This window comes from Pseudomonas sp. C32 (genome assembly GCF_030417915.1).
Taxonomy (GTDB): domain Bacteria; phylum Pseudomonadota; class Gammaproteobacteria; order Pseudomonadales; family Pseudomonadaceae; genus Aquipseudomonas.
This window is the reverse complement of sequence record NZ_JAUHUK010000029.1, coordinates 22,611-49,159: the sequence shown is the minus strand read 5'-3', so window position 1 is coordinate 49,159 and position 26,549 is coordinate 22,611. Positions and strand designations below refer to the sequence as shown.

General features: G+C 58.0%; 27 protein-coding genes. 18 read left to right on the top strand and 9 right to left on the bottom strand.

Annotated features, from left to right (window positions below; all coding sequences use genetic code 11):
• Positions 1-7: 7 nt before the first annotated feature.
• Both lolD and QYH43_RS25110 read left to right on the top strand, forming a co-directional pair.
• On the top strand, positions 8-691 hold the full coding sequence (lolD, locus tag QYH43_RS25115; protein WP_301158346.1) for a lipoprotein-releasing ABC transporter ATP-binding protein LolD: 684 nt from the start codon (positions 8-10) through the stop codon (positions 689-691).
• A 66-nt stretch (positions 692-757) separates the two neighbouring features.
• Complete coding sequence (locus QYH43_RS25110) at positions 758-2,002, top strand: lipoprotein-releasing ABC transporter permease subunit (RefSeq protein WP_095061175.1); 1,245 nt, start codon at positions 758-760, stop codon at positions 2,000-2,002.
• 93 nt (positions 2,003-2,095) lie between these two features.
• Here the strand turns inward: QYH43_RS25110 and QYH43_RS25105 are convergent, their stop codons facing one another.
• Together QYH43_RS25105 and QYH43_RS25100 are read right to left on the bottom strand one after the other, a co-directional pair.
• Positions 2,096-3,445, bottom strand: coding sequence for a heavy metal sensor histidine kinase (locus tag QYH43_RS25105; protein WP_301158345.1), 1,350 nt, complete (start codon positions 3,443-3,445; stop codon positions 2,096-2,098).
• Entirely contained in the window at positions 3,445-4,125 is a 681-nt protein-coding gene (locus QYH43_RS25100; RefSeq protein WP_095061177.1) for a heavy metal response regulator transcription factor, read from the bottom strand. Before QYH43_RS25100 ends, QYH43_RS25105 begins: the two co-directional genes overlap by 1 nt.
• A gap of 155 nt (positions 4,126-4,280) precedes the next feature.
• Between QYH43_RS25100 and QYH43_RS25095 the strand changes: the two genes are divergently transcribed.
• Positions 4,281-4,817: a plastocyanin/azurin family copper-binding protein gene (locus QYH43_RS25095; RefSeq protein ID WP_095061179.1), complete on the top strand. Its 537-nt coding sequence runs from the start codon at positions 4,281-4,283 to the stop codon at positions 4,815-4,817.
• A 61-nt stretch (positions 4,818-4,878) separates the two neighbouring features.
• Complete coding sequence (queF, locus tag QYH43_RS25090) at positions 4,879-5,709, top strand: NADPH-dependent 7-cyano-7-deazaguanine reductase QueF (protein ID WP_301158344.1); 831 nt, start codon at positions 4,879-4,881, stop codon at positions 5,707-5,709.
• A 109-nt stretch (positions 5,710-5,818) separates the two neighbouring features.
• Here queF and QYH43_RS25085 read toward each other — a convergent pair whose 3' ends face one another.
• Together QYH43_RS25085 and QYH43_RS25080 are read right to left on the bottom strand one after the other, a co-directional pair.
• Positions 5,819-6,082: a DUF4404 family protein gene (locus QYH43_RS25085; protein ID WP_008053327.1), complete on the bottom strand. Its 264-nt coding sequence runs from the start codon at positions 6,080-6,082 to the stop codon at positions 5,819-5,821.
• 109 nt (positions 6,083-6,191) lie between these two features.
• Complete coding sequence (locus tag QYH43_RS25080; protein WP_095061183.1) at positions 6,192-6,812, bottom strand: phosphatase; 621 nt, start codon at positions 6,810-6,812, stop codon at positions 6,192-6,194.
• Between the two features lie 199 nt (positions 6,813-7,011).
• Here QYH43_RS25080 and QYH43_RS25075 point away from each other — a divergent pair, with 199 nt between their 5' ends.
• Positions 7,012-7,701, top strand: a complete 690-nt coding sequence (locus QYH43_RS25075) for a VacJ family lipoprotein (protein ID WP_095061185.1) — start codon at positions 7,012-7,014, stop codon at positions 7,699-7,701.
• Between the two features lie 60 nt (positions 7,702-7,761).
• On the opposite strand, the gene QYH43_RS25070 is transcribed toward QYH43_RS25075, so the two are convergent.
• Positions 7,762-8,061, bottom strand: coding sequence for a PilZ domain-containing protein (locus QYH43_RS25070; RefSeq protein WP_301158343.1), 300 nt, complete (start codon positions 8,059-8,061; stop codon positions 7,762-7,764).
• A 276-nt stretch (positions 8,062-8,337) separates the two neighbouring features.
• Here QYH43_RS25070 and rssB point away from each other — a divergent pair, with 276 nt between their 5' ends.
• Together rssB and rssC are read left to right on the top strand one after the other, a co-directional pair.
• Positions 8,338-9,519 (top strand): two-component system response regulator RssB, encoded by a 1,182-nt coding sequence (gene rssB, locus QYH43_RS25065; RefSeq protein WP_301158342.1) that lies wholly within the window; start codon positions 8,338-8,340, stop codon positions 9,517-9,519.
• Positions 9,519-10,001, top strand: a complete 483-nt coding sequence (gene rssC / locus QYH43_RS25060) for an anti-sigma factor antagonist RssC (RefSeq protein ID WP_056857042.1) — start codon at positions 9,519-9,521, stop codon at positions 9,999-10,001. Before rssB ends, rssC begins: the two co-directional genes overlap by 1 nt.
• Positions 10,002-10,210: 209 nt before the next feature.
• Here the strand turns inward: rssC and tal are convergent, their stop codons facing one another.
• Positions 10,211-11,137 (bottom strand): transaldolase, encoded by a 927-nt coding sequence (tal, locus tag QYH43_RS25055; protein WP_301158341.1) that lies wholly within the window; start codon positions 11,135-11,137, stop codon positions 10,211-10,213.
• 186 nt (positions 11,138-11,323) lie between these two features.
• Positions 11,324-12,289, bottom strand: coding sequence for a cellulase family glycosylhydrolase (locus tag QYH43_RS25050; RefSeq protein ID WP_301158340.1), 966 nt, complete (start codon positions 12,287-12,289; stop codon positions 11,324-11,326).
• A gap of 288 nt (positions 12,290-12,577) precedes the next feature.
• Between QYH43_RS25050 and QYH43_RS25045 the strand changes: the two genes are divergently transcribed.
• The 8 genes from QYH43_RS25045 to QYH43_RS25010 are packed head-to-tail and all read left to right on the top strand — an operon-like array spanning position 12,578 to position 22,098.
• Positions 12,578-13,018, top strand: coding sequence for a low molecular weight protein-tyrosine-phosphatase (locus QYH43_RS25045; protein ID WP_095061197.1), 441 nt, complete (start codon positions 12,578-12,580; stop codon positions 13,016-13,018).
• 39 nt (positions 13,019-13,057) lie between these two features.
• Positions 13,058-15,283 carry a polysaccharide biosynthesis tyrosine autokinase gene (locus QYH43_RS25040; protein WP_301158339.1) on the top strand — a complete coding sequence of 742 codons (2,226 nt, stop codon included), beginning with the start codon at positions 13,058-13,060 and terminating at the stop codon, positions 15,281-15,283.
• 40 nt (positions 15,284-15,323) lie between these two features.
• Positions 15,324-16,406 (top strand): glycosyltransferase family 4 protein, encoded by a 1,083-nt coding sequence (locus tag QYH43_RS25035; RefSeq protein ID WP_301158338.1) that lies wholly within the window; start codon positions 15,324-15,326, stop codon positions 16,404-16,406.
• 15 nt (positions 16,407-16,421) lie between these two features.
• Positions 16,422-17,534, top strand: coding sequence for a polysaccharide pyruvyl transferase family protein (locus QYH43_RS25030; protein ID WP_301158337.1), 1,113 nt, complete (start codon positions 16,422-16,424; stop codon positions 17,532-17,534).
• On the top strand, positions 17,531-18,760 hold the full coding sequence (locus tag QYH43_RS25025) for a polysaccharide biosynthesis C-terminal domain-containing protein (RefSeq protein WP_095061205.1): 1,230 nt from the start codon (positions 17,531-17,533) through the stop codon (positions 18,758-18,760). The genes QYH43_RS25030 and QYH43_RS25025 overlap by 4 nt, the downstream gene beginning before the upstream one ends.
• A complete protein-coding gene (locus QYH43_RS25020; RefSeq protein WP_095061207.1) occupies positions 18,751-19,854 on the top strand; it encodes a hypothetical protein in 1,104 nt (367 codons plus the stop codon). Before QYH43_RS25025 ends, QYH43_RS25020 begins: the two co-directional genes overlap by 10 nt.
• Before the next feature lie 12 nt (positions 19,855-19,866).
• Positions 19,867-20,904 carry an acyltransferase family protein gene (locus tag QYH43_RS25015; protein ID WP_301158336.1) on the top strand — a complete coding sequence of 346 codons (1,038 nt, stop codon included), beginning with the start codon at positions 19,867-19,869 and terminating at the stop codon, positions 20,902-20,904.
• Positions 20,905-20,931: 27 nt separating this feature from the next.
• The gene (locus tag QYH43_RS25010) at positions 20,932-22,098 is read left to right on the top strand and encodes an SGNH/GDSL hydrolase family protein (protein ID WP_301158335.1); all 1,167 of its coding nucleotides are present in this window, start codon (positions 20,932-20,934) and stop codon (positions 22,096-22,098) included.
• Positions 22,099-22,168: 70 nt separating this feature from the next.
• Here QYH43_RS25010 and QYH43_RS25005 read toward each other — a convergent pair whose 3' ends face one another.
• Together QYH43_RS25005 and galU are read right to left on the bottom strand one after the other, a co-directional pair.
• Positions 22,169-22,585 (bottom strand): mannose-1-phosphate guanylyltransferase, encoded by a 417-nt coding sequence (locus tag QYH43_RS25005; RefSeq protein WP_301158334.1) that lies wholly within the window; start codon positions 22,583-22,585, stop codon positions 22,169-22,171.
• A gap of 47 nt (positions 22,586-22,632) precedes the next feature.
• A complete protein-coding gene (galU, locus tag QYH43_RS25000) occupies positions 22,633-23,466 on the bottom strand; it encodes a UTP--glucose-1-phosphate uridylyltransferase GalU (protein WP_301158333.1) in 834 nt (277 codons plus the stop codon).
• A gap of 386 nt (positions 23,467-23,852) precedes the next feature.
• Here galU and galE point away from each other — a divergent pair, with 386 nt between their 5' ends.
• The 3 genes from galE to QYH43_RS24985 all read left to right on the top strand — a co-directional run bounded on the left by galE (position 23,853) and on the right by QYH43_RS24985 (position 26,544).
• Positions 23,853-24,869 carry a UDP-glucose 4-epimerase GalE gene (gene galE, locus QYH43_RS24995; protein ID WP_095061219.1) on the top strand — a complete coding sequence of 339 codons (1,017 nt, stop codon included), beginning with the start codon at positions 23,853-23,855 and terminating at the stop codon, positions 24,867-24,869.
• A gap of 232 nt (positions 24,870-25,101) precedes the next feature.
• Complete coding sequence (locus QYH43_RS24990; RefSeq protein WP_095061221.1) at positions 25,102-25,338, top strand: hypothetical protein; 237 nt, start codon at positions 25,102-25,104, stop codon at positions 25,336-25,338.
• Between the two features lie 144 nt (positions 25,339-25,482).
• On the top strand, positions 25,483-26,544 hold the full coding sequence (locus tag QYH43_RS24985) for a polysaccharide biosynthesis/export family protein (RefSeq protein ID WP_095061230.1): 1,062 nt from the start codon (positions 25,483-25,485) through the stop codon (positions 26,542-26,544).
• Positions 26,545-26,549: the final 5 nt, after the last annotated feature.

Below are 26,549 nucleotides of genomic sequence, written 5' to 3'. Positions count from 1 at the left end.
GTCGGGCATGAGTGATAAAGCAATCTTGAGCTGCCGCAGCCTGGGCAAATCCTACGAGGAAGGCCCTGAATCGGTGGAAGTGTTGGCCGGCCTGCAGTTGGAGCTGCATCCGGGTGAGCGGGTGGCGATTGTCGGCAAGTCCGGCTCGGGCAAAAGTACCTTGCTCAACCTGTTGGGCGGCCTCGATACGCCGACCACGGGCAGCGTCTGGCTCGACGGTGAAGAGCTGTCGGCACTGAGCGAGAAAAAGCGCGGCCTGCTGCGTAACCGTGCACTTGGCTTCGTGTACCAGTTTCACCATTTGCTGCCCGAGTTCACCGCGCTGGAAAACGTCTGCATGCCGCTGTTGATCGGCAAGACCGCAATCCCGGAAGCGCGTCAGCGTGCGACCGCATTGCTGGAACGGGTAGGGCTGGGCCATCGCCTGGAGCACAAACCGGCCGAGCTGTCCGGTGGTGAACGTCAGCGCGTGGCCATTGCCCGTGCGCTGGTGAACAACCCGGGCCTGGTGATGCTCGACGAGCCCACCGGCAACCTCGATTCCCACACCGCCCAAGGGATCCAGGACTTGATGCTGGAACTCAGCACCTCGATGCGCACGGCGTTCCTGGTGGTGACCCACGACATGAACCTGGCCCGCCAGATGGACCGCGTCCTGCATTTGCAGGACGGTTGCCTCACGCCTATCTGATGGGTTGAAACCCGACGAAGCTGAAAAGCACGTCGGGTCTTTTATTTTTATACGGTGCCCCAGCGAATGTTCAGACCGTTATCGATCTTTATCGGCACGCGCTATACCCGCGCCAAGCGCCGCAATCGCTTTGTTTCCTTCATCTCGATGACCTCGATGATCGGCCTCGCCCTGGGCGTGCTGGCGATGATTGTGGTGCTGTCGGTGATGAACGGCTTCCAGCGCGAAATGAGTTCGCGCATTCTCGGCATGGTGCCGCACGCCACCATCGTCGGCGTCAATCCGATTGACGACTGGAAGCCCGTGGCAGCGGCTGCGATGAAAAACCCGGAAGTGACGGCGGCGGTGCCGTTCACCGAGATGGAAGGCATGCTGTCCTACAAGGGCACGATGCAGCCGATTCAGGTCAGCGGTGTCGATCCGGCGCTGGAAGGCCAGGTGTCGATCGTCGCCAAGCACATTGTTCAGGGGAGCCTCGAAGCCCTGAAGCCGGGTGAATTCGGCGTGGTGGTCGGTGAGATCACGGCGCGGCGCTTTCGCTTGAATGTCGGCGACAAGATCACCCTGATCGTTCCGGAAATCAGCACCGCACCGGGCGGGATTACCCCGCGCATGCAGCGCTTGAACGTGGTCGGTGTGTTCAAGGTTGGCGCCGAGCTGGACGGTTCGATGGCGCTGATCCACGTCGCCGACGCCGCGCAGATGCAGCATTGGGAGCCGAATCAGGTGCAGAGCGTGCGCCTGGCGGTGAAGGATTTGTACGCGGCTCCGCAAGTGTCGAGCGACATCGCCACCGGCCTGGGCGCTGCGTACAAGGCTGACGACTGGACCCACACCCAGGGCAGTCTGTTCAGTGCGATGAAGATGGAAAAAACCATGATCGGCCTGCTGTTGCTGATGATCGTCGCCGTGGCGGCGTTCAATATCATCGCGACCTTGATCATGGTGGTGAACGACAAGGGCGCGGACATCGCGATCCTGCGCACCATCGGCGCCACACCGCGGCAGATCATGGCGATCTTCATGGTGCAGGGCACTGTGATCGGCATCGTCGGCACTTTGATTGGCGGTGTGCTAGGTGTGATTGCCGCGCTGAATGTCAGTCAGATCGTCGGCTGGATCGAGCGGGTCAGCGGGCAGCACATCTTCAGTTCCGACGTGTACTTCGTCAGTAACCTGCCGTCGGAGTTGCAGGGTGCGGATGTTGCGTTGATTTGCTCGGCGGGGTTTGTGTTGAGTTTCCTGGCCACTATTTACCCGGCTTGGCGGGCGGCGAAGATTGAGCCGGCTCACGCGTTGAGATATTCGTAAACCTCTTGACCGCAATCGCTAGCAGGCTAGCTCCCACAGGGGGGTTGGGAACGACTAGCTAGCCTGCTAGTGATGAGGCCGGAACGGCAGGCCTCAATCCTTCTTGGGTAACTCGATCACAAACCTGGTCCATCCATTGTCCGATTCGCAATGAATCTGCCCGCCATGGGCGCGGATGATCGACTGGGTGATCGCCAACCCCAATCCTGCATGTTCGCTACTGCCTTCCCGGCGAGCCGGGTCAGCCCGGTAAAACCGGTCAAACAGGCGTGGCAATAGATCTTCGGAAATCGGTTCGCCGGTATTTTCAACGGTCAGGCGCAACGCGTTTGGCTGTTCGAGGATTCGCACCCGAACCTCGCCAGCGATCGGCGTAAAGCGCAAAGCATTGTCCAGCAGGTTCGACAGTGCGCGCCGCAACATGCTGCGGTCGCCCTCTATACGCGCGTCACCTTCACGGCTCAGTTTCACCTGCGCGTCTTCAGCCAGCGGCGCAAAAAACTCCAGCAGCAGGTCCGTTTCCACTGCCAGATCCAGCGTTTTACGCTTGGGCACCAACAGCCCGTGATCAGACTTCGCCAGGTACAACATGTCGTTGACCAGTTGCGCCATCCATTGCAGTTCTTCGAGGTTGCTGTGCAACGCTTCGCGGTAATCCTCGAGGGGGCGAGGGCGGGTGAGGGTGACCTGGGTGTGCGTCAGCAGGTTCGACAGAGGCGTGCGCAGTTCATGGGCGATGTCGGCAGAGAAGGCGGACAGGCGCTGAAAAGAGTCGTCGAGGCGTCCGAGCATGGCGTTGAAGTGGTGGGCCATTTCCGCGAGTTCCGGCGGCATGTGTTCTTCCGGCAAGCGGGCGTTGAGCGATTGCGCCGACACGCCTCTGGCGACCGCGCTCATGCGCCGTAACGGCCGCAAACCGCTACGTGCGGCCCAGGCACCCAGCAGGGCGGTCGCCAGGGCCGACAAACCCACCGTCAGCCAGATCAGGTGCTGCATGCGCTGCAAAAAGTGCTGGTGATGGGTGATGTCCAGCAGCAGGGTCAGTTGTGGCGAGTCCGGCTTGTCGGGAAACAAAGGCGCATTCAGCACACGGTAATCGGTGCCGTTGTTATTGATCGTCGAGAGTCCCGACTGTTGCGGGAGTTTGTCTGGCACGCTCGTTGTGCTGTCATACCAGCGTCGGCCATCGCTGCCGGTGATGCGCAGCGACAGGTCGGCTTGCCGGCTCAGTTCTTCGGCCAGTTTGATTTCACTGTCGTTTGATTGAAGGTCCTGCAGGGCACGCCGCAAGCCAATCAACTTGCCGTCCAGCAATTGCTGATCAAGCTCGACGAAGTGCGCCTCGCTGGCGCGGCTGAACAATACGCCGGCAAACAACGACACCACGGCGGTGCACGCCGCAAACAGCAGCGCCAGGCGGCTGCCCAAGGACATTCTTCGCATCAGGCTGAGCGCTCTTCGAGGACGTAACCCATGCCGCGCACGGTGTGGATCAGTTTGTTGGGGAATTCGTCGTCGATCTTCAGGCGCAGGCGCCGGATCGCGACTTCGATGACATTGGTGTCGCTGTCGAAATTCATGTCCCAGACCTGGGAGGCAATCAGCGATTTCGGCAGGACTTCACCCTGGCGCCGCAGGAGCATTTCCAGCAGGGCGAATTCCTTGGCGGTGAGGTCGATGCGCTGGCCGCCGCGTTCGACCCGGCGACGGATCAGGTCCAGACGCAAGTCGGCCAGTTGCAAACTGGTTTCCTGGGGGGTCGTGCTGCCACGGCGCAACAGGCTGCGAACCCGGGCCAACAGTTCAGAAAAAGCGAAGGGTTTGACCAGATAGTCGTCGGCGCCCAGTTCGAGGCCGTGAACCCTGTCCTCCACGGCGTCTCGGGCTGTCAGAAAAAGTACCGGTGTATCCAGGCCCGCACTGCGCACCGCTTGCAGAATCTGCCAGCCATCACGACCTGGCAGCATCACATCGAGAATCAGCAGGGCATATTCACCGCTGAGGGCCAATTGCTGGCCGGTGTTGCCATCAGCCACCAGTTCCGTGTTGAACCCGGCCTCGGCCAGGCCCTGGCGCAGGTAATGGCCGGTTTTCGGTTGGTCTTCGACGATCAGCAGTTTCATGGGCGACTCATGGCAAGTGGAACGAACGCTTTATACCGTGGACGGCGTTCATACAGGCCAACCTGACAAAGTTGTAATCTGGCTGTCAGGTTGCGGGCAGTGGCAGCAGTTTAGAGTTTTTCACACACTGAGCCCTATCTTGTTGGAGCATGACCATGTTTTTACGCAAATCCCTGGTACAAGTCGCTTGTTTGCTGGCGCTGAGTTCGACGGCGTGGGCGAGTCCGGCGCATACCTACGAATTCGGTCAACCTGCATCGGCAGCCAAGGCGACCCGCAGCGTGGAAGTGGTCTTGGGCGACATGTCTTTTAACCCGAAGACGATCGACGTCAAGGCTGGGGAAACCGTGCGCTTTGTACTGGTGAATAAAGGCCAGTTGCTGCACGAATTCAACCTGGGCGATGCGGCGATGCATGCCCGGCATCAGCAGGAAATGTTGCAGATGCAGCAAAGTGGCATGCTCACGCCTACTGCCGTCAAGGAAATGGACCACGGCAACATGGCCGGTATGGATCACGGTTCGATGGGGCACGGCATGAAGCATGACGATCCGAACAGCGTGCTGGTGCCGCCGGGCAAGACGGCCGAGTTGACCTGGACCTTCAGCAAGGCCACCAACCTGGAATTTGCCTGCAACTTCCCCGGTCATTACCAGGCCGGCATGGTCGGCAAACTGACTGTCAGTCAGTAAGCACTCAAAGGCGGGAGCAAAGGCTGATAGAATCCGCTGATTCTTCAGTCAGGTTTCCGCCATGCATCCCGCAGCCGAACACTCGCCGCTGGGCAAATCCAGCGAATACATCGCCACTTATACGCCGTCCCTGCTGTTCCCGATTCCGCGCACCGCGAAGTGGGCAGAACTGGGCCTGACGGCTGAAACCCTGCCGTACAAGGGTGTGGATTTCTGGAACTGCTTCGAGTTGTCGTGGCTGTTGCCGTCGGGCAAGCCCGTGGTAGCGATCGGTGAATTCACCATCCCGGCGGATTCGCCGAACATCATCGAATCGAAGTCGTTCAAGCTGTACCTCAACTCGCTGAACCAGACGCCGTTCGACGATACGGCGAGCCTTGAGGCGACGCTGGCCAAAGACCTGTCGGCCGCTGCCGGCAAGCCGGTCGGCGTGCGCATTCGCAGTTTGAAGGATGTCGAGGCCGAAGGCGTCGTGGCATTGCCTGGCGTGTGCATCGATGATCTGGATATCAGCGTCAGCAACTACGAGCACCCGCGTCCGGAGCTGTTGCGTTGCGACGACTCGCGCATTGTCGAGGAGAGCGTGCACAGCCATTTGCTCAAATCCAATTGCCCGGTCACCAGTCAGCCGGACTGGGGCAGCGTGGCGGTGGAGTACCGTGGTGCGGCGCTGGATCATGCGAGTTTGCTGGAGTACATCGTCAGCTTCCGCCAGCACTCGGACTTCCATGAGCAGTGTGTTGAGCGGATCTTCCTGGACCTTCAGCGGTTGTTGAAACCGGAGAAGTTGACGGTGTATGCGCGCTATGTGCGTCGTGGCGGGCTGGATATCAATCCGTATCGCAGCACTGAAGAGGTGCAACTGCCGAACCATCGTCTGGTCCGTCAATAAAGATCCATTTTTGTAGGAGCGAGCTTGCTCGCGATTGAGTGTCAGCTACCTTGGCGTCGACTGACACACCATCGCGAGCAAGCTTGCTCCTACAAAGGCTTTTGCGGGCTCAGATCCCCATGTTGGCCAAGGCCTGCCCGATGTTGCGCAGTGTCCCGGCCAGGGTCGGGTGTTCGAGCTCGAAGCGTTCGACGGCCAGGTTGACGCCATCGGCGAGGCTGGAATCCTGGGTTTTGGTTTCGAGCTCAAGCTTCAACTCGATCTGTTGCATCAGTTCGTGCAGTTCGGCGCGTTCAGCTTCGGACAGTGGAGGATTCTGTTCCAATTGCTCGCGCAGGGCATTGAGCTGTTCTTGCAGTTCGCGGGCAGGCATGGCGTTCTTCCTTCTCTCGATTGGCACTGGCATAGACCGCAGCGGTTCGCCAAAGGTCTATGGCTGACCTTTAGATTAATCCACTCCTGCCTAACCTGCATGATCTCGATCAGGGCTTTTCGCCTTTGAAGCGACGCAACTGGATGTCAGCCAGACAGGTGTCGAGCTCTCCGAGGTGGTCGATCACCGAATGCACGCCCAGGCCAAACAGCTGCATCGTCGCCTTGCCTCGTTTGATATCGCGCTCCTGTGGGGCCAACGCCTGCCAGGCCTCAGGTGCCAGTCCGCACAACGAGCCGCAGGACGCCAGGCCGATGGTCCACAACCCGGCATTGAGGCCCGATTGCAGCAGTCGCGGTTCGCCACTGACCAGTACACAGCCGTCCAATCGCTCAATGCCTAAATTCATCAATGCCTGCCAGCACGCGTCGGGCGCGGGCCAAGGGTTGATTGTTGCGGGATGTTGCGCATCTTTGATCCATTCTGGCAGGGCAGTGGCCATGGAATGGCAGAGCGCCGGAGGCAGTTCATCAAGCCAGGCGCAAGGGATTTTCTGCCGCTGCAAACTCTGCAGGGCGTCCAGTGCTCCGGGCGTGGTCTCGGCAGGTTCGGCCAGAGGGCTGTCGTGCCGGTGCGTGCGCGCGCCGAAGTCCACCAGACAGCCACTGAGGCCGAACAACACGGCGGTCAGATTCAGAGCGGTTTGGGGCAATGTTTCGGCGTGCGACATGTGAACGTCCCTGAAATAGCCTGAGGCTAAAGGTCAACAGTGACAGTTGAGTGACATTGCTGTGAAACGCTCACAGTCAGGCTGAATCCTTACCATGCACATATCGTAATGTGTCTAAAGGACTATTTACGCCTTATACTCGCCATCTTATTGCCCGGGCCAAGCGCTCGAGCCGGTACCGTCCAAGGAGTTTTTTTCTATGCGCTGGAGCAATCATCTAGCCCAGATTTGTGTGTGTGCCAGCCTGTTGCTGGTTCCGTTCGTTGCCCAGGCAGCTACGGAAGATGATCCTTGGGAAAGCGTCAATCGCCCGATTTTCAAATTCAACGATGTCCTCGATACCTATGCCCTGAAGCCTTTGGCCCAGGGCTATCAGTTTGTGACGCCGCAATTTCTTGAAGACGGCATTCACAACATGTTCCGCAACGTCGGTGATGTCACCAACCTTGCCAACGATATTCTGCAGGCCAAACCGGCTGCCGCGGGCGTCGACACAGCACGCCTGATTTTCAACACCACTTTCGGTCTGCTGGGCTTCTTTGATGTCGGCACGCAAATGGGCCTTAATCGCAATGACGAAGATTTCGGCCAGACGCTCGGTTACTGGGGCGTTGGCAGTGGCCCGTACGTGATGCTGCCGCTCCTTGGTCCAAGCACCTTGCGTGATGCACCCTCGAAGTACGTCGATGGCTACACCGGTGCGTACCACTACATCGATGACGTGCCAGTGCGTAATTCGGTGTTCGGTCTGAACATCGTCGACACCCGTGCCAGCCTGCTGTCGAGCGAAAAACTGATCAGTGGCGACAAGTACACTTTCATCCGGAACGCGTACCTGCAAAACCGCGAATTCAAGGTGAAAGATGGCCAGGTAGAAGACGATTTTTAAATCCTGACCGATAAAACAGAAAAAGCGGCCTTCGGGCCGCTTTTTTCGTCTGGTGCCGGGTCAATGCATCTTGAGGATTGTAAGGCCGAGTTTCTGCTTGCCGTCGTCCTGTTCTCTCACCCAAACCACCTCGGTGTCGGCCTCAAGGCCTTTCAACGCCGTATGGTCGGAATCGAGCCGTACTTGGAGTCGGTCGCCAACCTTGAATAATCGCGGCGCCTGGACCTGCATACCGCTGCTGGAAAGGTCGATGCAGATGGCGGGCACCTGATCGCCTTGATGAATCATCGACACATCGGCATCGACCCGCATGCGGATGAAATCGCGCTTTTCGCTGTAGTCCCGACGGGTTTGACTCATGGGCTTGATCCTTCGATTGGGTTACGGTTTTGATTGTTCTTATAACTCCCGGTGATTTGCAGAGTGTAGACGTCAAGCGACCATCGGCATGAGCTTGAAACACCTCGCGGATGGGAGTACCGTCTGCGCCTTAGAAGGGCACCTCTGGTGTACATGCGTGTAGGGCAAATGCTCGAAAGTGGTGCGACAGAGAGGCTAGAAAGCGAATCCAGTAGTGTGAGCCGGGACCCGTTCCCCGCCAGCTACGCCAACCTAATTCTGGCGCCGTTTGCCCACATGCCAAAAACCAGTGCCACGCTGCTGATAATCGATGATGACGAAGTAGTGCGCGCGAGCCTCGCCGCCTATTTGGAAGACAGTGGTTTCAGCGTCTTGCAGGCCAGCAATGGTCAGCAAGGTCTTCAGGTATTCGAGCAAGACAAGCCCGACTTGGTCATCTGCGATCTGCGCATGCCGCAGATGGGCGGACTCGAACTCATTCGCCAGGTCACCGAGCGGTCGCCGCAGACGCCAGTGATCGTGGTGTCGGGCGCCGGCGTGATGAACGACGCGGTCGAGGCCCTGCGCCTGGGTGCGGCGGATTACCTGATCAAGCCTCTCGAAGATCTGGCAGTGCTTGAGCACTCTGTGCGTCGGGCCCTGGATCGTGCGCGTCTGATGGTGGAAAACCAGCGCTACCGCGAGAAGCTGGAGAAGGCCAACCGCGAGCTCGCCGCCAGCCTGAACCTGCTCCAGGAAGACCAGAACGCCGGTCGTCAGGTGCAGATGAACATGCTGCCGGTCAGCCCCTGGTCCATCGACGAGTTCAAATTTGCTCACCAGATCATCCCGTCGCTGTACCTGTCGGGTGATTTTGTCGACTACTTCCGGGTCGACGAGCGTCGGGTAGCGTTCTACCTGGCCGACGTATCCGGTCATGGCGCCTCTTCAGCCTTCGTCACGGTGCTGTTGAAGTTCATGACCACGCGCTTGCTGTTCGAATCCAAGCGCAGCGGCACATTGCCGGAGTTCAAGCCTTCAGAAGTCCTTGGTCATATCAACCGGGGCCTGATCAGTTGTAAGCTGGGTAAACACGTCACAATGGTCGGTGGAGTCATCGACGAGGAGACAGGTTTGTTGACCTATAGCATCGGCGGTCATCTGCCGTTGCCGGTGTTGTACACACCCGACAGTGTCAGTTATCTGGAAGGGCGCGGTCTGCCCGTAGGCCTCTTCAACGAAGCGACCTACGAAGATCACGTACTGGAGCTGCCGCCGACGTTCAGCCTGACGCTGATGTCTGATGGCATTCTGGACCTTTTGCCAGAACCCACACTCAAAGAAAAAGAGGCGGCGTTGCCCCAACGGGTCAAGGCTGCGGGCGGCACCCTGGATGGGCTGCGGCAGGTTTTTGGATTGGCCACGCTAGGGGAGATGCCGGATGATATCGCCCTGTTGGTGTTGAGCAGGAATCTTTGATGAGTACCGGTAGAATCCAGTTCGCCGAGCAGGACGGCACCTTCGTCCTGAAGTTCGTCGGTGAAGTTCGCCTGACCCTGTGTTCGGCGTTGGATGCGACTATTGATCGGATCTTCACCGCGTTGAATTTCAACGCGATCGTGATCGACCTGACTGAAACCCGCAGCATCGACAGCACCACCCTTGGCCTGTTGGCCAAGTTGTCGATCCTGTCGCGGCAGAAGGTCGGCCTGTTGCCGACCGTCGTCACCACGCACGAAGACATCACCCGTCTTCTGCAGTCCATGGGCTTCGAGCAGGTGTTCAACATCGTTGACAAGCCTGTGCCGTGCCCGGAATGCCTGGACGACCTGCCAGATCAGGATCAGTCCGAAGAAGTGGTGCGGATCAAGGTGCTCGAAGCGCACAAGATCCTCATGGGCCTGAACGACTCCAATCGTGAAGCGTTCCATGATCTGGTGAATGCGCTGGAACGCCACTGATTTCCTGAGCCGATGGTGCTTGTCCAGGCGCCATCGCCAGCAAGCCGGCTCCTACAATTGAACACATCGATTACCCTGTAGGAGCTGGCTTGCCAGCGATGGCACCCGTTGAACCACTGCAAAAACCGCGCGCAGCCAACCGAGTCAAACAGCCACAAAAAAGGGCGAACCCACCAGGGTTCGCCCTTTTTGCATTTCGCTGAATCAGATCACAGCTTGGCCTGCAACAACGCCTCAAGCTTCTCCTGGTCGCGAGCGAACTGACGAATGCCTTCGGCCAGTTTCTCGGTCGCCATCGCGTCTTCGTTGGACAACCAGCGGAATTGCGATTCGTTGAGGCTCAAACGTGCTTCACCAGCATGGCCTGGGGCGAGTTTGCGCTCCAGCTTGCCGGTGTCCGCCGCCAGCTTGTCGATCAGGTCAGGGCTGATGGTCAGGCGATCACAGCCGGCCAGGTGCTCGATCTGGCCCAGATTGCGGAAGCTCGCGCCCATGACCACGGTCTTGTAGTCATTGGCCTTGTAGTAGTTGTAGATGCGCGTCACCGACTGCACGCCCGGATCGTCCGCGCCGGTGTAGTCGTTGCCGTTGGCTTTCTTGTACCAGTCGTAGATACGGCCCACGAACGGCGAAATCAGGAACACCCCGGCGTCGGCACAGGCGGCTGCCTGGGCAAAGGAGAACAGCAGGGTCAGGTTGGTCTGGATGCCTTCTTTTTCAAGGATCTCGGCAGCGCGGATGCCTTCCCAGGTGGAGGCGATCTTGATCAGCACGCGGTCACGGCCGATGCCGGCTTTTTCGTACAGCTCGATCAGACGATGCGCACGCTTGAGCATGGCGTCGGTGTCGAATGACAGGCGCGCATCCACTTCGGTGGAAATGCGACCCGGGATCAATTTGAGGATCTCCTGGCCCACGGCAACGCCAAAACGGTCGCTGGCCAGGCCTATGTCGCCCTTGCAGTCGCTGACGCTCGCGTTCAGCAGTTCGGCGTACGCGGGAATCGCTGCGGCCTTGAGCAGCAGGGAAGGGTTAGTCGTGGCGTCCACGGGTTTCACGCGAGCGATCGCTTCGAAGTCGCCGGTGTCGGCAACCACGGTTGTCATTTGTTTGAGTTGTTCCAGCTTGGAAGTCATGGGCGTGCTCTGTCCTATGGATCTGATGACATTACCCGAGCGCTGACAGCCACTCAAGGGCGGGTACGTGTATCGACGGTCCCTGCGGCAACAACCGGAGTACGGCTGTTTGAAAGGCGGGGCGTGCTATCGGTAAATACGATGCCAAAACGCGGCACAGGTTCAAAGCAACTGACCGTCAGCGACCTACTCTGGATTCAACCGGGTCGAGGCCGCCATGCTCGCCGGTTTCGGTTGACCATCAGCGGTCAGCAAACCGAAATTTCTCTCCCGGTCATTGCTGCCCGTTTCACTGTTTTTCCACTCGTAGATTGAGGTCAGCGGGATGTCGAGCTGTTTGACGTCCGCAATGAACGCGCTGATTTTGCTGGCCTGCGCTTCAATCCCGCCGTTGGATCTGAGCGAGGGAACGCCCCATTCACTGATGACGCCCGGTAGATGGAAGTTCTGTTGAATGAACGCCTGGGCCTTGCTGATCTGCGCGCCGGACATGCCATAAGGGTGATAGGAGATTGCGCTGAGGCACTTGGGGTATTCGCGGACGATGCTGTCCAGCGCCACGGTCGATGCGCTGCCGGCACTTGGCGGGCGGGCGAAACCAAAGCCGATCAACGGCGTCGATGGCGCTGTGTCCTGCAGCGACTTGCACATGGCACTCATGAACGGCACAAACGTCGTGTCGAAATGTCGGGTTGGCCAATACTTCGCCAGGTCCGGCTCGTTCCATATCTCAATGGCGACCAGTTGCGGGCCGTAGGATTTCTCCAGGCTCATCACCGCGTTGGCGAACGACTCGCTGGCAGCAGCGAGTTCTCCGGTGTCGTCAGGCGTAGTGGTCAGCGCCTTGGTCGAGCGTACGGTCATCAATACCGGCAGCCCGGCGGACTTGGCGGCAGCGAACGCATCGCGTATCTGCTTTTGATAGGCCGTGCCGCCGAGGCTATTGGTCCACACGCCAAAGCGCACGAAGCCGAATCCAGCGGTTTTGATCTGTTTGGCATCAGCGGGGGAGAAGGTCTGGATCTTCACCTGGACACCGATGGTCTTGTCGGCAGTCAGCGCCGGGAATAAATCGCTGGCGTGAACCTGGCTGGCCGCACCGAGCATCAACAGGGTGACGGTCGCGAACCTTTTGAAAGGCGCTGAGTTCATGTGTGCTCTCCCGATTAAATGAAATTGGCCAATCGTTAACTGGTTATTTTAATTTCGATAGTTGCGAGGGTGCTAAGTGCACGAATGTTATTTTTTGTCAGAAAACCAATACCGGAAAATCACAGTTATTTTTGGTCCGGTAATTCTGGTTGGGTGACTTTTGAGGGCTGTGGTACTTAATGCACTTGTATTAACAGGGCGAATCTATTTCTGCGTGCCGCAAGGTCTTGTGGGTTCACTAAAGCCCACTCGCATATTGGCCTATTGATATTACACAGGAAAGTAACCTTGTTCAGAAAGATCCTTGTCGTCTGCGTGGGCAATATTTGCCGAAGTCCGACAGCAGAAACGTTGCTGCGTAACGCGCTGGCCCCTTCAACGATCACGGTCACCTCGGCGGGCCTTGCCGCACGGGTTGGCGAGGCCATGGAACCGTCGGCCCTCCAGGTACTGGAAGATCACGGGCACGACGCCCAGGGGTTTAAGGCGCGGCAACTCACACCCGACATCGTTAATGAATCAGACCTGATTCTGGTCATGGAAAAAGAGCATGTAAAACAAGTCTTGAATATTGCCTCTCATGCGAGGGGCAAAGTATTTCTGCTCGGCAAGTGGCAGAGCGAGCGAGAAATACAGGATCCGTATCGTCAAGGAAAGGCCGCGTTTATTCATGCCCACGCATTGATTGAAGATGCTGTTTGCTCATGGGCACAGCGCCTCGGACATTGATGAATATCCTTCAGATCAGTGAATGGTAAGAACAGACTTATGCAGTTACCGTCAGTAATCGGCACCCGGGACAATGATCAAGACAGTATTGATCTTCTCGGCATTTTTGGCTCTTTGGTTGACCAGAAATGGTTAATAGGCGCGCTCACCGGTGCGTTCATGATGACCGGCGTTGCCTACGCGGTGTTGTCGACGCCGGTGTACATGGCGAATGCGCTGGTGCAGGTCGAGCCGAAAAAGAACGACATGCTCGGTTTTTCCGACCTCAACAGCATGCTCGGCGGGCAATCGCCGTCGGTGACCGAAATCGGCATCATCAAGTCCCGCGCGATAATCGGCAAAACGGTCGATGATCTTCGCCTTGATATCGACATCACCCCCAAAACCTTCCCGGTCATAGGTGGCTTTCTCGCCCGACGTTATCGCGGCGAGACCGAGTTCAGTGTCGCGGCGCCGCGTTTCGGCCTGAACAGCTACGCCTGGGGCGGTGAGCGCCTGGAGTTCGCCCGGCTCAATCTGCCGAAGGAATTGTTGGGCAAAAAACTCACGCTGATCGCCGGCGAGCAGCATCGATTCCAGCTCTTTGATGACAACGATAATCTGCTGGTGGAAGGCGTTGCCGGCAGTGCCTTTGCGCAAGGCGGCGTGGAAGGGATGATCGCTCATCTGGAGGCGAACCCCGGCACCCGTTTCGAAGTGGTGCGTAATCCACGGATTGTGACCATCCAGAAATACCAGGATGCGCTGGAGATCACCGAGCAAGGCAAGGAGTCGGGCATCATCCGTCTCGCCCTGGCCAGCACCGATGCGGCCGAGGCGGTGAAAATCCTCAATAAAATCGCTTCGTTGTATGTGCAGCAGAACGTGCAGCGCACATCCGCCGAAGCGGCGCAGAGCCTGGAGTTTTTGCAAGGCCAACTGCCGCAGGTCAAACGTGATCTGGCGAAGGCCAGCGATGCGCTCAATGGTTATCAAACCCGCGGCAAGACGGTCAACATTTCCCTCGAAACCCAATCGGTGCTGGAACAGGTTGTCAGCCTGGACACCCGTATCTCCGAGCTGAAAATGCAGCAGGCGGAGCTGGATCGCAAGTTCACCAAGCAGCATCCGGCTTATCGCGCATTGATGATGCAGATCGGCGAACTGACCCAGCAACAAAAGACACTGGAGAGCAAGGCCCAGGACCTGCCTGCGACGCAACAGGAACTGCTGAACCTGACCCGCGACGTGGAAGTGGCATCGCAGATCTACACGCAACTGCTGAACAAATCCCAGGAGCTGGACATCGTCCGGGCAGGGGCGGTGGGCAACGTGCGGTTGATCGACACCGCCGATGTCGACCTCACCAGCCCGGTCAAACCGCGCAAGCCCCTGATCGTGCTGATTGCCACCTTCCTCGGCGCCTTTTTCGGTGTTGCCCTGGTGTTGTTGCGCAAATCCATGAGCCGTGGACTGGAAGGGCCGGAGGCCATCGAGCAACTCGGTTTGCCGGTGTATGCATCGATCCCGTACAGCGCACTGCAGCAGGAAGAAGACAGTAAAAAAGTGCGCAAGGATGCGACGGAGAAACCGGCGTATCTGCTGGCGTTGCGTAACCCGACGGACTTGTCCATCGAGTCGATTCGCAGTTTGCGCACGTGCCTGCATTTTGCCGGGCTGGATTCGACTAACAACCGGATCATGATTTCCGGCCCGAGCCCGCAGGTCGGCAAGACCTTCGTTTCTTCCAACCTCGCGGCAGTCATGGCGCAGAGCGGACAGCGGGTGGTGCTGATCGACGCCGATATGCGCAAAGGTCACCTGCACAAGACGTTGAATACGCCGATTACCAATGGCTTGTCGGACCTGTTGGTCAAGCGCTGCAGCATCGAGCAGGCGATCAATACAGTCGAAGTCGACAACCTGCATTTCATCAGTCGCGGCCAGGTTCCACCCAATCCTTCAGAACTGCTGATGCACGCCAATTTTCGTGAACTGCTGGCGCAACTCAGCGAGCTGTATGACGTGGTGATCATCGACACGCCACCGTTGCTGGCGGTGACGGATGCGGCAATTGTCGGTCGAGAAGCAGGCATCAGCCTGATTGTCACGCGCTTCGGGGTGAACCCGGCCAAGGAGATCGAACTGACGATTCGTCGGTTCGCGCAAAATGGCATCGAGTTGAAGGGCGCTGTGTTCAACGGCGTCGAGAAGCGTGCAGCCAGCTACTACGGCAATGGCGGCTACGGCTATTACAACTACGAATACGCGTCCGACAAATCCTGAGTGTCAGCGATTGTCCTTTCCTGTTTGAAGTGGGTGAGTTGTGAAAAAAATACTGCACGTGGCAGAGACGATCAAAGGTGGCGTCGCGACGGTGATCCGTACGATTTCGGCTTCGCCCGAAGGCGACGCGGCAAACTATGAACGGGTCTATCTGGTTCCGCAGGATCAGGAAAAAGAACTGCACGGGATTGCCGGGCATCAGATCCGCACCTTCGCCCGGACCGGCCGCAATGTGCCGTCGTTGCTGCGCTTCGCCTGGCGACTGACCCAGGTGATGCTCAAGGAAAAACCCGATGTCGTGCATTTGCACAGCACCTTTTCCGGCGTCATCGGGCGTTGCGTGTGCGTGCTGTTGCGACCTTGGCGCAAGCCGAAAATCGTTTACTGCCCGCATGCTTTTTCGTTCCTGATGGAAAGCTCGCCGACCAAGCAGAAAGCCTATGCGTGGATCGAGCGGGTATTGCAGAAGGTCACCGATGTGATCATCTGCGTCAGCCAGTACGAGCTCGACAAAGCCGCGCAGTTCGGCATCGAACGCAAGCGCATGACGCTGATCTACAACGGCATCCATCACAAGGATGACGCGCCGAAAACCACCAGTCCCGAGCCCATTCATCTGCTCTTCGTCGGCCGTCTCGATTATCAGAAAGGCTTCGACGTGTTGCTCAAGGCGTTCGCCAGCGTGCAGCGCAGTGACTTGAAGCTGACGGTGGTGGGCAGTGCGGTGAACGAGGATTCGGTCGAGTGTCCGCCAATGGAAGGGGTTGAATACCTGCCGTGGGTGACGCCGAGCGAAGTCCAGGCGCTGTACCGGAAAGCCGATGCGCTGATCGTCCCGAGTCGCTGGGAAGGCTTTGCCATGGTGCCGCTCGAAGGCATGGCCATGGGCTTGCCGGTGATTGCCAGCGACTGTACGTCGCTGCCCGAGTTGGTCACTAACGAGGTGTCCGGCTACGTCTTCCCCAGCGGCGACCACCAGGCGCTGGCCGATGTGCTGAAGAAAATCCAGAAGCCGCGGTTGCTCGACCTCGGCAGCGAAGGGCGCAGCATCGTCCGAGAACGCTTCAGCGCTGCGTTGATGATCCGCCAGACCTATGACCTGTATCGCGCCCCCACTTTTTAAGTAGAACTCAAGCTTATGAACGTAACGATTTTGCATGGCTACAGTGCGTCCAACTCCGGTGACGGCCTGCTCGTGGATCTGGCCATTGCCCTGGTGCAACGCAACTTTGGGGAAGAAACGTCGATCAGTGTCGTGGCTTCCGATCCGGAGTCCTTCAACTACTTGCCGTACCCGCGTTTTGACGCACCGGTGATGGCAGCCAAGGGCTTGGGTCGGGTCAAGCAAGCGGTGTTTCTCAATCAGTCCTACGCGGGGCTGGCTGATCTGCTGAAGAAAACCGATTTGATCGTCGGCGTCGGTGGCGGCTACATGCGTTCCAAAAGCGCCTTCGAACACATCAAGTTGAATCTGGGCCACGCCAAGCAACTGGAAACCGCGATTCTCAGCAAAGTCCCGTCGGTGTACCTGCCGCAAAGCATCGGCCCGTTTCATGGCGAGAGCCGCAAGATCGTCGAACATTACGCCAGTGCCGACGCCGTGTTTGTGCGCGACAACCGCTCCTCGGCGATTTTCGATGCCTGTGAAAATGTCTACCGCGCGCCGGATCTGGCGGTCCAGTCATTGGCCAGCAAAATCCTCATGCAACCCAAGTTCACTCGGTGCGCGTCTTCACCGGCCACGGTGTGCGTGGTGCTGCGCAAGCCGCCGGAGTGGAGCAAGGAGAAGAAGGTCGCTTACGTGGCCAACCTGAAGTTGCTGCTGCAGCGCTTGAAGAACAAAAGCAAAGTGGTTTGCGCCGTCCAGAGCGCGGTGCGTGGCAACGATGACGGTGCGTTCTATCGGGAGTTGGGCATTACCGAAGACTTGCTGCCGTTGAAGGCGACGATCGCCAAGTATCAGCCGGACCTGGTGATTTCCGTGCGCCTGCACGGCGCCATCGAATCGCTGCTGTCCGGCGTTCCGGCGTACCACATCAGCTATGAGCGCAAGGGCTTTGGCGCCTATCAGGACATGGGCGTGGAAGACTGGGTGATCAACGGCGGCGATATCGATGTCGACACCATCATCAACACGGTTTACGCGCCGAACGCACTGTCGAATTTCGGCAAGCGCCTGACCGACACCTGCCGCGAGATCGAAGCCAAAACGGTGGCCATGGACGAGATCATCAAAGGCATCGTTCGATGATATTCCGGTTGTTGCTCCGGGGCGGGGCGTTAGGCGCGAAGTTTTTGCTGGTGCTCGCCATCACCCATTACCTGGGGTATGACGCGCTGGGCTTTTACGGCGTGGTGATGGCGGCTTCGTTGATCGCCTCGAAGTTTTACAGCGTCGGCTTCAGTTCCGAAATCAATCGGCTGATCAGTGTCGAAGCCAGTTCGCGGCGAGTCGTCGACAAGGTGCTGCTGTTGTACCTGGCCGTGGGGCTGCTGTTGTCGGTGGCGACGGTGCTGATCTATTCACTGTTCCAACAGGTTGAAGCACCGACCGCGCTGATCCTCTGCGTGACGCTGGTACTGCTCACCGAGCACCTGTCGTTCGAGATCAACTCCTTCGTGTTTTCCGCGCAGAAAGCCACGGCGGGTGCGCTGCTGTTTTTCATCAAGACCGGCCTTTGGGCGATGTTGGCGGTGGGCGGAATGATGCTCGGCTGGGTATCCGGGATCGCCAGTGTGCTGTGGTTGTGGGTTGCGGCCAACGTGCTGGTGATCGTGGCCGGTTACCTGATTGTGGTGAACGTGCACAAGGGGCGAGTGAGCGGGACGCTGGCCACGGCAACCGTGTGGAAAGCCGGGTTGCCGTTCTATCTCGGCACAGGGTTGATCGCGCTGAGTCAGTACGCCGAGCGCTTTCTGATTATCGACATCGAACCCTACGCCAGCCTCGGCAAGTACGTGTACGCCTGGTCGGCGGCCAATACCTTGCAAGCGCTGTCCTACGCGGTGGTGGCGGTGGTGGGTATTCCAGTGCTCGCCAAGCGTTTTCAGGCGGATCAACAGTCGTTCACGGTCCGGCACTTGTTCGTGAATAAATGGGTCATGCGTTCGCTGATGGTTTCCGCAATGGTGGCGGTGCTGATTTATCTGTTCTTCAACGTTGTGCTCGATTACGTCGCCACGAGCGTTCCGCGTCCGGACAACGCGATTCTCGGTGTGCTGATTTTTTCCTTTGCCCTGCGTGCGGTGGGCGACATCGTTTGGGGCGGTTTGATTGCCTCGAAAAACAGTCGTGTATCACTCGCCAGCGCGGCGATCTGCTTGTTGGTTTCGGTGCCGGTCAGTTACCTGCTGATCAAGCACTATTCGATTTACGGCGCCGCGTGGGGCAACGTTTTTGCGATCATCGTGCAGCTGGGCGTGATTGCCGTGTTGACCCGTGTAACCCGGCCGAAAGGGGCGCTGGCATGGGGTTGAAACTGCCGTGCATCGAGTTTCGCGGCAAGAAACTCGATTCCTCGATTTCGTTCCTGATCCTCTTTACCGGGTTGTTTCTGTCGGTGGCCATGCCGCTGTTGATCCCCCGCGATCCGGGGCCGGATGCCATGACCTTGTGGTCGTCCTACGCCCGTGCCGACAACTGCAATTTCTGGAACCCGTTCTCGCCGGATCGTTCTTCCTACGAGTGTTCGGCGTTTCTGCTGCGGCCCACCGGGATCAATCTGACCAATGCCTGGGCCTATGGCATGTTCTGCAATTTTTTTCTTACGGCGATTCCGGTGGTGGTCTTCCGGCGCATGCCGCTGACGATTTTCGGCACGCTGTGTCTGTGGGGCGTCGTTCGCTCGTTTTTCCTTGAAAACCTGACCAAGGAAATCATTGTGTCGGTGGCGGTGTTGAGCATTTTGCTCAGCGCTTTGACGCGCAAATATCGCGGCGGCTTTTTCTTCTCGGCGGTGATCTACGGCGTGCTGATCCGGCCCTACTGGATTCTGTTTTCACTGTCCTGGGTCGGCGTCTGCGTGATGAAGAAGTACGTCTCGCGCCTCACTTTCTTCCTGATGCTGTTCCTGTTCTACCTGGCGGTCGCCACGGCGATCCAGGTGGCGCTCGGGTTTCCGGTGTCGTCGATTCGCGCCAGTAACAACGAACTGCGCACGGCGGGCGAGGAAGGTTCCAAGTCGTTGATCGTCTCGTGGCTCAGCGGCAGCGACTTCGTTTCCCAGGCGCTGGACTCGATGATCATCTTCTTCCGGTTGTCGTTCCCGGTGGAGCTGATTTTGCTGTCGGGGCCGGGGCAGGTGATCTTCGTGGCGTTGATGATCATGACCGCGTTGCTGCTGTTCAAAGTCATCACCTCGACCGATTACAAAGGCGCGACGATCCAGACCAAACCCAAGGAACTGATCGCGATTCCGTTGGCGTTTCTGCTGGTTCAAGGCCTGTTCGAGCCGGACTTCGGCTCCTTCGCCCGGCACTTCTCGATGGTGGTGCCGGTGTTGTTCGTGGGCCTGGGCTTGATGTTGCGGGCGAACAAGCCGGTGCAGGTTGAATCAAGAATTTTGAATTGAGGCAGGTGCTTTATGTCGAGCAAGAAAAAGTCCCTGGAGATTGAAACCCTGCGTGGTCTGGCGTGCCTGTTGCTGGTGCTTTATCACGTCATCGGCCCGTTGGGCGGCGGCTTGAAAATAGACCTGGGCTCGCCGTTCCGGGTGATCGCCGACTCGATGGTGTATGTGCGCATGCCGCTGTTCACCTTCATCTCGGGCTACATCTATTCCATCTACAAAATCCGCGGCAATGACTTTTCGGCATTCTTCTCCGGCAAAGTCCGGCGGTTGATCGTGCCGCTGTTTTGCGTCGGGATTCCGTTCTCCGTGTTGCAGGCGGTGGGCCCGGGCGTGAACAAGGACGTCGGTGTGATCGACGCATTGCTGTCGTTCTGGGTGCCGATCAACCACTTCTGGTTCTTGCAGGCGGTGTTCATCATTTTCATGTTCGTCGGCCTGCTGGAATGGCGTGGCCTGTTGCGCACGGCGACTCGGTTGTACCTGCTGTTTGCGTTTGCGGCGGTGGTGTTTTTGCTGCCACCGTTCAAGGTCGATGCGTTTGGCATCAACGGGGCGATTTACCTGCTACCGTTTTTCGTGGCGGGGATGATTGGCCAGGAAAAGGTTGGCGCGTTGAAGCAATCGCTCAGGGTGATTGGCCCGCTGGTGTTCGTGGTGATATCGCTGACGCTGCTGTATGTGGCGGCAGTGGATCGTGAGTTGATCGTCGATCGCCGCAGCCTGATCGGTTTGACGGTGGGTTGCGTGTCCTGCATGGCGTTGCTGTCGAGTGACATGCGCTCGAAGTGGCTGACCTGGCTCGGCGGGTATTCCTATGCCATTTTCCTGTTCCACGTGTTGTTCGCCGCGACTTCGCGGTTTGTGCTGGGGCGCCTGGGCGTGAAAGACGAAAGCCTTCTGGTGCTCGGTGGCGTGACGTGTGGCTTGTTGGGGCCGGTGGTTCTGTCGATGGTTTTCAGTCGATTCAACTTCACCTCCGTGCTGTTTCTGGGTGAGCGTGCGGCGGCTAAAAAAACGCCGGTAAACGTCGCCCCGGTGCCCCAGACTTGATGTTTGTCCGAGGGAAGGAAGCGATGCATGTTGGCAGTTGATGACGTCCAGCCTGTTGCAGCATCAGTGGTCGAGATTGGTGACGCTCGCGAACGGTTTGGTCAGTGGCGCGAAGGGAAGGCGGGGAAGGTTCTGTCCATCTCGGTGATTGGTGACAGCTACAGCGCCGGGCAGGATTTCTATCTGAACAAACTGGTGCAGCGGCTGGCTGGGGAAGCGGGTTTTGCAGGCCCCGGTTATGTCGGCTTCAACCACGGCGCGGCACTGGGCGGCACCCATTTCAAATACACCCGCAGCAGCGAAAAGTACTTCGGCGGTGATTGGCAGGTCTCCGCGCTTGGACAGGCCAGCCCCGACAGTCGCACCCTTACCGGCCGGACTGGCGCCTGGCTGCAGATCGATGCCAATCCGACACCGGCCATCAACACGGCTGTCACCCAAGCAAAACTGCTCTACCTCGGCAATGGTGAACCCAACGAGGTGCGCTACCGCTGGAACCCTTCGCAAAACTGGCAGCCATTGACGCTGGCGGGCGAGGGTGTGCAGGAAGTGCCACTGCCAGGCACATCGGCGGCGACAGACTGGGCGTTCCGGTTGGAGGTGGTAAACGGCGCGCCAACGTTGTTCGGCCTGTGGATGAGCAACGATCAGGGCGGCGTGCGGGTATCCAAACTCGCAGCATCTGGCGCAACGTCCGCTGACTTCTACCGCAGCGATAGCGGCTGGCAGGCGCAGTGGAAGTCGGTGGTGTCGAAGATTCCCGCAGACGTCTACCTGATCATGCTGGGCGGTAACGATCAGGGTTTCGGCGTGAAACCCGAGCAATACCTGAAGAACATTCAAGGGTTGGTGGGGATGGTCCGCGAGATTCAACCGACGGCGAGCATCAACCTGATCCTGCGTCAGGACACGACGCGTTCCAGCGCTTACCCGATGTCGGCCTATGCGCAAGTGCTGGAGCCCTGGGCCCGCGAGCAGCATCTGGGTTACGCCAATCTGCAATGTGCATTCGGCACCGACGTCAAACGCTACACCGCCACCATGATCGGCCCGGACAAAATTCATCCGGTTCCGGCCACGGGTGGGCGGGTGATCGCTGATTTCTTTTATCGTCTGATCGTCGGTGACAACACCGGGCTATCAGCACAGGACACCTGTAGGAGCAAGCTTGCTCGCGATGGTCGTCAACGATAACGCGCGAATCCTGAAGAATTGCGGTGTCATTGAGTTTTTCGTCGGAACGCCGCCCGGAGCAAGCTGGCTCCTACAGGGTCGCCGATTCGAAGTGCTCCAGATGAGCGAGCAGCTCTGCGGTTTTAAGCGGCATCAGTTGCGTAGCGCAGCGGGTTTCCACGTTGATGATGATGGCCGGGTCGTTACAGCAAATGCGCACCCGGAATCGCCAATCGCTGAAAATCACTTTCAGTCCGTCGCGGTCATCGATTTCCAGTGCCTGCCCGCGGTAGAGCTTTTTCAGGTGAGCGAGGAGGGGATAGGGGTCGAGCATCGGCCGGCGGATGTCTCCGGAAGAGGGAAACATGCCGATTCGCTCCACCAGCAGCGTGGGGCCGAGCCAGGATTCGTTGGCGCTCGGCAACCGCTGATGTCGCGATACGGAGGACATCACCCCGAGGTTGCCCACCTCCATTTCAATGAATGCCGAGAGTTTTCCAATGTTCATGGTTGGCCTGCCTGAATGAAGAGTGGGCGTCGGGTGCTGGAGCCGCCTCAGCGGCCCTTGAGGTACACGTTGTCGTAGCAGAAGTTGGTCGCCTGCAGGTAACCCTCGGCATCGCCGCAATCGAAGCGCAAACCCTTGAACTTGTAGGCCAGCACACAACCGTTCTGCGCCTGTTTCATCAGCGCGTCGGTGATCTGGATCTCGCCACCTTTACCCGGTTGGGTGTCGGCGATCAGGTCGAAGATATCGGGCGTCAGAATGTAGCGGCCGATGATCGCCAGGTTCGACGGGGCGTCTTGCGGGGTCGGTTTTTCCACCATGTTGTTGACCCGGTAGAGGCCGTCGGAGATCAGCTCGCCGGCAATCACGCCGTACTTGTGGGTCTGGTCGCGCGGTACTTCCTGGATGGCCACGATCGAGCAGCGGAATTTCTTGTAGAGCTGGATCATTTGCGTGAGGACGCCGTCACCTTCCAGGTTCAGGCACAGGTCATCGGCCAGTACCACGGCGAAGGCTTCGTCACCGATCAACGGGCGACCGCTGAGGATCGCGTGACCCAAGCCTTTCATTTCGATCTGGCGGGTGTAGGAGAACGTGCAGGTGTCGATGAGCTCGCGGGTCCCGGCCAGGAACTTCTCTTTCTCGGTGCCGCGAATCTGGTGCTCGAGCTCGTAGCTGATATCGAAGTGGTCTTCCAGCGCGCGTTTGCCCCGGCCGGTCACGATCGCCATGTGTTGCAGGCCGGCGTCCCGCGCTTCTTCAACGGCGTACTCGATCAATGGCTTGTTGACGATCGGCAGCATTTCCTTGGGCATGGCTTTGGTTGCCGGCAAGAAACGCGTGCCATAGCCGGCAGCGGGGAACAAGCATTTACGAATCATAAAAATATCCTGGACAGTCATGGAACACAGCGGGTGCGCGCAATAACGAGTGATTGCAAGTTTCAATGATTATTGAAGGCTTACTTTAATACATGAGTTGTGCCATTAGTGGCAAATAGCAATGTGCGGATAACGCAACAATGTTATGAGATGTCGGGTTGATAGTTATTGGTTATTTTTAGTCGGCATCTGTTGATAGTGGTGAGTGCAGCGGAGTGCTAATAAGTATCCCGCAATACAGTTTGGCCTGAAAAAATATTTATTGCCAGTCGTTGAACTAATTTTGTTTTGGGTTGTTGTCGCTCTTATTTGTGTGGATTGGCACGCATCTTTAATAAGAGGAGCTTGACACGCCACTTTGCACTTTTCCCACTATGGACCGCGCTATGAAAATTCTGGTAACGGGTGGAGCTGGATATATCGGTTCGCACACCACGCTCGCGCTGCTTGAAGCAGGCTATGAAGTTGTTGTGCTGGATAATCTTTGCAACAGCAGCGACGCGGCACTGAACGCGGTGGAAGCCATTTGCGGCAAAAGTGCGCTGATGATTCGCGGTGATGTGTGCGACCGGGCTTTGCTGGACCGGATTTTCCAGCAGCACGCCATTGATGCCGTCCTGCATTTTGCCGGGCTCAAGGCTGTGGGCGAAAGCGTGCAAAAACCGCTTGAGTACTACCAGACCAACGTCAGCGGCAGTATCACGCTGTGTCAGGCGATGGCCGCTGCCGGGGTGTTCCGCCTGGTATTCAGTTCATCGGCCACGGTATACGGCGCGCCGGAGCAGATGCCGATCCGCGAGGACTTCCCCACGGGCAATCCCACCAATCCCTATGGCCAATCCAAGTTGATCGTGGAAAACGTGCTGCGCGACCTGAGCCTGGCCGAACCGCGCTGGAGTATCGCGCTGTTGCGTTACTTCAACCCGATCGGTGCCCACGACAGCGGTCATATGGGCGAAGACCCCAATGGCATTCCGAATAACCTGGTGCCCTACATCAGCCAGGTGGCGGTCGGCAGTCTGCAAGAGTTGTCGATCTTCGGTAACGATTACCCCACGGTCGACGGCACTGGTGTGCGTGACTACATCCACGTCGTGGACCTGGCGGACGGCCATCTCAAGGCTTTGCAGTCCATCGCCGGGCGCTCCGGCGTTCATACCTGGAATCTGGGCACGGGCGATGGTTACAGCGTGATGCAAGTGCTGCGAGCGTTCGAGCAGGCGTGCGGTCAGCCGGTGCCTTATCGGATGAAACCGCGTCGCTCAGGGGATGTCGCCGAGAGCTGGGCCGACCCCTCCAAAGCGGCGAAAGAGCTGGGCTGGAAAGCCACACGCAACCTTCAGGAAATGATGACCGACACCTGGCGCTGGCAATCCAGTCATCCCAAGGGTTACCTCGGATGATGTCGTTTTGACCTAATGTTATTTCCAGTCAGGTTGTTAGATATCGTCGGGAAAATACACTGGCTATGCGTTTTGCAAGCCCGTAGATATAAACCTGCCGTTTGACTTTTATCAGTTGGGTAAGACTGTGAAAGAACAACGGATCTTGTTCGCACTTTTCGCGGACTTGAACTCTACCACCTCTAACGTAATGCCTGATGTCTATCAGGTTGAATGTTAGAAAGGAGTTGATATGAAGAAAGTGATGGCAATCGCCCTGTTGACGATGTTGAGCAACTGGGCGTCCGCGGTAGAAGCGCCGCTTACTGCGGCGACCAATGTATTGGGGAATGTGGCGGCGACTCAAGCCACTGCTGCCAGTACTGCAATGGTCGCCAGTGCTGTAGCGGCGTCCAACAGTGGTGGAAGTGCAAACGGCGGTACCACCGGTACGACGGGTACCACCGGTACAACCGGTACGCACAACTAACTGAAATACCTGTTGGTGCAGTACAAGGTCGCCCGACGAAAGTCGGGTGACTTTGTTTTTAGATTCGCCCTTGAATAGCGTAGTGCCATTATGACTCGTAGTTTTTCTCTTTTAATGTTGGCAAGCATCGCTTTACAAGGTTGCATGTTTTCCCCCGGCCAATACCTGAGCACCAGTGATATCACGCGCGAGGGCGCCAGCGAGAGCAGTCGGGTCGAGCTCATTCCGATCACGCCCAAGCTCATCTCCATGAACCGGGCCACGTACAAGCGCGAGTCCGTGCCGAGCGAGTTGTTGACGACCCCGGCCGAGTACCGCATCGGCAATAACGATGTGTTGTACATCACGGTCTGGGACCACCCGGAGCTGACAGCCCCCTCCGGCGCGCAACAGCAGATCGATGCCAACGGCCGTCTGGTGCGTGCCGATGGCACGCTCTATTACCCGTTCATCAAAGAAGTTCAGGCGGCCGGCAAAACGATCCAGCAACTGCGAGCAGACATCGAACAACGACTGTCGGCTTTCATCGCCGAGCCGCAAGTGGATGTCGCCGTGTTGCGTTTTTCCAGTCAGAAAGTCGTGGTGACGGGCGCCGTTTCGAAGGCCGGTCCGCAAGCGATTTCCACCAATCCGCTGAGTGTGGTCGAGGCCCTCGGTACGGCCGGTATCGATACGGCGAGTGCTGACTTGTCCGGCCTGATGCTGACGCGAAACGGGCGGGTGTACACGCTCAATCTCGACACGCTCAATCAGCAGGATTCCGAGTTGCAGAATGTCTACCTCAAGGGTGGCGATCAGCTGTATCTGCCGTACAACGACAAGAAGCGCATCTACGTGATGGGCGAGGTCAATCAGCCTCGTGCACTGAGTTTCAAGACCGCGACCATGAACCTGTCCGATGTGCTGGGTTCGGTGGGTGGATTGAGTCAGACCACCTCCAACGGCAACGCCGTGTACGTCATCAGAGGGGTTGAAAACCTCGATGTGGAACCGGCAAAGGTCTATCAACTGCAAGCCGAATCACCGACCGCCATGGCACTCGCCACGCACTTTGAAGTGCGTCCCCAGGACGTCGTTTATGTCGGTCCTGCCAACGTGACTCGCTGGAACCGCTTCATCAGCCAATTGGTGCCGTCGGCATCCATTGTCGGTACGGGCGCGTCCGCGGCGAAGAACATGAGCGAAGTCAGCAGCAACAGCAATTAAGGCCG

Bases quoted from the DNA above. Each gene is read 5' to 3' on its own strand.
- lolD (WP_301158346.1), top strand. From the start codon at position 8: ATGAGTGATAAAGCAATCTTGAGCTGCCGCAGCCTGGGCAAATCCTAC.
- QYH43_RS25110 (WP_095061175.1), top strand. From the start codon at position 758: ATGTTCAGACCGTTATCGATCTTTATCGGCACGCGCTATACCCGCGCC.
- QYH43_RS25105 (WP_301158345.1), bottom strand. From the start codon at position 3,445: ATGCGAAGAATGTCCTTGGGCAGCCGCCTGGCGCTGCTGTTTGCGGCG.
- QYH43_RS25100 (WP_095061177.1), bottom strand. From the start codon at position 4,125: ATGAAACTGCTGATCGTCGAAGACCAACCGAAAACCGGCCATTACCTG.
- QYH43_RS25095 (WP_095061179.1), top strand. From the start codon at position 4,281: ATGTTTTTACGCAAATCCCTGGTACAAGTCGCTTGTTTGCTGGCGCTG.
- queF (WP_301158344.1), top strand. From the start codon at position 4,879: ATGCATCCCGCAGCCGAACACTCGCCGCTGGGCAAATCCAGCGAATAC.
- QYH43_RS25085 (WP_008053327.1), bottom strand. From the start codon at position 6,082: ATGCCTGCCCGCGAACTGCAAGAACAGCTCAATGCCCTGCGCGAGCAA.
- QYH43_RS25080 (WP_095061183.1), bottom strand. From the start codon at position 6,812: ATGTCGCACGCCGAAACATTGCCCCAAACCGCTCTGAATCTGACCGCC.
- QYH43_RS25075 (WP_095061185.1), top strand. From the start codon at position 7,012: ATGCGCTGGAGCAATCATCTAGCCCAGATTTGTGTGTGTGCCAGCCTG.
- QYH43_RS25070 (WP_301158343.1), bottom strand. From the start codon at position 8,061: ATGAGTCAAACCCGTCGGGACTACAGCGAAAAGCGCGATTTCATCCGC.
- rssB (WP_301158342.1), top strand. From the start codon at position 8,338: ATGCCAAAAACCAGTGCCACGCTGCTGATAATCGATGATGACGAAGTA.
- rssC (WP_056857042.1), top strand. From the start codon at position 9,519: ATGAGTACCGGTAGAATCCAGTTCGCCGAGCAGGACGGCACCTTCGTC.
- tal (WP_301158341.1), bottom strand. From the start codon at position 11,137: ATGACTTCCAAGCTGGAACAACTCAAACAAATGACAACCGTGGTTGCC.
- QYH43_RS25050 (WP_301158340.1), bottom strand. From the start codon at position 12,289: ATGAACTCAGCGCCTTTCAAAAGGTTCGCGACCGTCACCCTGTTGATG.
- QYH43_RS25040 (WP_301158339.1), top strand. From the start codon at position 13,058: ATGCAGTTACCGTCAGTAATCGGCACCCGGGACAATGATCAAGACAGT.
- QYH43_RS25030 (WP_301158337.1), top strand. From the start codon at position 16,422: ATGAACGTAACGATTTTGCATGGCTACAGTGCGTCCAACTCCGGTGAC.
- QYH43_RS25025 (WP_095061205.1), top strand. From the start codon at position 17,531: ATGATATTCCGGTTGTTGCTCCGGGGCGGGGCGTTAGGCGCGAAGTTT.
- QYH43_RS25020 (WP_095061207.1), top strand. From the start codon at position 18,751: ATGGGGTTGAAACTGCCGTGCATCGAGTTTCGCGGCAAGAAACTCGAT.
- QYH43_RS25015 (WP_301158336.1), top strand. From the start codon at position 19,867: ATGTCGAGCAAGAAAAAGTCCCTGGAGATTGAAACCCTGCGTGGTCTG.
- QYH43_RS25010 (WP_301158335.1), top strand. From the start codon at position 20,932: ATGTTGGCAGTTGATGACGTCCAGCCTGTTGCAGCATCAGTGGTCGAG.
- QYH43_RS25005 (WP_301158334.1), bottom strand. From the start codon at position 22,585: ATGAACATTGGAAAACTCTCGGCATTCATTGAAATGGAGGTGGGCAAC.
- galU (WP_301158333.1), bottom strand. From the start codon at position 23,466: ATGATTCGTAAATGCTTGTTCCCCGCTGCCGGCTATGGCACGCGTTTC.
- galE (WP_095061219.1), top strand. From the start codon at position 23,853: ATGAAAATTCTGGTAACGGGTGGAGCTGGATATATCGGTTCGCACACC.
- QYH43_RS24990 (WP_095061221.1), top strand. From the start codon at position 25,102: ATGAAGAAAGTGATGGCAATCGCCCTGTTGACGATGTTGAGCAACTGG.
- QYH43_RS24985 (WP_095061230.1), top strand. From the start codon at position 25,483: ATGTTTTCCCCCGGCCAATACCTGAGCACCAGTGATATCACGCGCGAG.